Origin of the sequence: Nocardia pseudovaccinii NBRC 100343 (assembly GCF_001613225.1) — a bacterium.
Lineage (GTDB): Bacteria > Actinomycetota > Actinomycetes > Mycobacteriales > Mycobacteriaceae > Nocardia > Nocardia pseudovaccinii.
Map to the genome: position 1 here is coordinate 1 of NZ_BDBY01000486.1, position 693 is coordinate 693.

At 62.9% G+C, this 693-nt stretch carries 1 protein-coding gene and 1 pseudogene; both read left to right on the top strand.

The genetic code is table 11. The annotated features are described in order from the left end of the window. Positions 1–74: 74 nt before the first annotated feature. Positions 75–311: a hypothetical protein gene (locus tag NP3_RS46055; protein WP_157125030.1), complete on the top strand. Its 237-nt coding sequence runs from the start codon at positions 75–77 to the stop codon at positions 309–311. 177 nt (positions 312–488) lie between these two features. Next, positions 489–693: pseudogene (locus NP3_RS46060) on the top strand (AAA family ATPase); the annotation flags it as partial.

Below are 693 nucleotides of genomic sequence, written 5' to 3' on the forward strand. Positions count from 1 at the left end.
TTCACCGATCTATGTTCGGATAGCCTTAAGTGGATTCTCCTGATACTGTCTGCTCCAGGGAGAGGAACAGGAGGGTGGCCAGGATGGTCTATCGGGCGAGGTTGAAGTCCCGGACAGCATTACGTGAGGCGATGCAGGCCAAGCGTGTGCCGGTGCGGGTACTTGCCGAGCGCGCCGGGTGCGGCAAAAGCATCGTCGGTCTGTTGCGGTCGGGGGCGCGCAGTTCTTGCAGCCCGGAGCTGGCGGCGAAACTCGCTGCGGCACTGGATGTCCCGGCCGAGCACCTGTTCCGGATCGAGGAGAAGGGATAGCGACCAGAACCGAGCACAGATTTCGTCTACGGGAGAAAAAGAGTTGACCCGGCGGGCTAGCACTCCGCCGGGTCGGTGCACATCTACGGGAGTAGTTATGCGATATCAGTTTAACCCGGCCACCGTAACCTTGGTGGCCGGGCTCGCCGTCTATCCACCGGTCAGGTGGTGGTGATCGTGATTGAGTTCAAGCCCGCGGTCCGGCGAAAAAGCAAGGCGCGCATGGCGATAGCCGGACCATCCGGGTCGGGCAAGACCTACACCGCCCTCGCACTGGCCTCGGAATGGGCACAGCGCGAGGGCGGCCTCGTCGGCATGGTCGACACCGAGCACGGCAGCGCCAGCAAATACCAGGGCCTCAACGGCTGGCAGTGGCAAACGG